The organism is Massilia pseudoviolaceinigra, assembly GCF_030846505.1.
Taxonomy (GTDB): domain Bacteria; phylum Pseudomonadota; class Gammaproteobacteria; order Burkholderiales; family Burkholderiaceae_D; genus Telluria_A; species Telluria_A violaceinigra.
In genome coordinates, this window is sequence record NZ_JAVCWL010000109.1 from 1 (window position 1) to 1,140 (window position 1,140).

Annotated in this window: 2 protein-coding genes; both read left to right on the forward strand. The window is 62.5% G+C overall.

Going from position 1 to position 1,140, the window contains the following annotated elements; translation table 11 throughout:
* Positions 1 to 580: hypothetical protein (locus RBA40_RS33280; protein ID WP_306653184.1), on the forward strand; the 580-nt coding region annotated here is incomplete at its 5' end.
* Positions 581 to 582: 2 nt separating this feature from the next.
* Positions 583 to 1,140 (forward strand): hypothetical protein (locus RBA40_RS33285; protein WP_306653186.1); only part of this gene is annotated, 558 nt, incomplete at its 3' end.

Consider the following 1,140-nt stretch of genomic DNA (forward strand, 5'->3'; position numbering starts at 1 on the left):
GTCTCAAAGTTATCGAGACCAATCTCGCGACTACTCCATTGCTGCCGCAGGAAGCGCGGCCATGGCTAGCAGCATCGTCGCCTTTGTTGACTCGAATTCGATCGCAAAGGGAAGCATCGACGCGTCGAAGCAGGTTCGCTTCGAGTGCGACACGCTGATTCCAACGAACACAATTATTCCGTTGGTCGTGCCGGCGGCCGGCGGCACCATCGCGCTGCTGTCCGACCTGCAGGAGCTGGTGCGCGCGATGACCTACTACGATAACGGCACGAGCACTGCGGTGGCGTATGCGAACGGCGGAACCCAGCGCGTGGCGCCAGCCTCTGGCGCAAAGACGATGAGTTTCACGGGCTGGCCGGCCAGCGGCAAGCAGGCGGTGCAGTTCTTGGAGCTGGTGAACATCGGCCTGGGCGGCACGCCGGCCTGGCCCGCCGGCGCTCGGTTCATCCGGTACGACGGGGTGCTCCAGACGACGGCCGCCACCGCGAATATCACCTGGCAGACAGGCGGTATCGATTATGTGATGGTCTCGACGCGCGACGGCGGCACCACGCTCATCGTGTCCGTGCTGCGAGGCTGATCATGACGCCTATCGACGCCCGCCGCAGCGGGTTTTACGGGAAGCGCGCACGCACCCCTATGACCGCTGTTTTCACCAGCAGCGGCACATGGACCGCGCCCGCATCCACCACGATGGTCGACAGCCTGGTCGGCAAGGGCAGCAATGGAGGCGCGGCGCCGGTGCTCAGCGCCAGTGTGGTAGTCGCAACCGTTTTCTGGCATATCGGCAGCGGGGGCGCAAATGCTGGTATCTACGACTGGGCTTCCGCAACGAGTTCGGCGAACGCGCAGCGAATTGCGATCAATGCCGGCGGCAATCCAAGTTACACGTTCTACAACATCGGCCAGTTTTCGAATAGCACTTACACGGTTTCTACCGCACCATATTCCTTGTCGGGCGTGATCGCCGGATCGGCCACGATTTCCTATGAGCCTGGATGGCTGAGCAGTGGGAATATCGCTGGCGGCGGATCCGCACAATCTTGGTCGGCTACGGTGAGCTGGAACTACTACGGCTCGCCCACGAACGGGAGCAATAGTACCGCGCTCGGCTACACCTTCGCCGGCGGGATCAGCGGT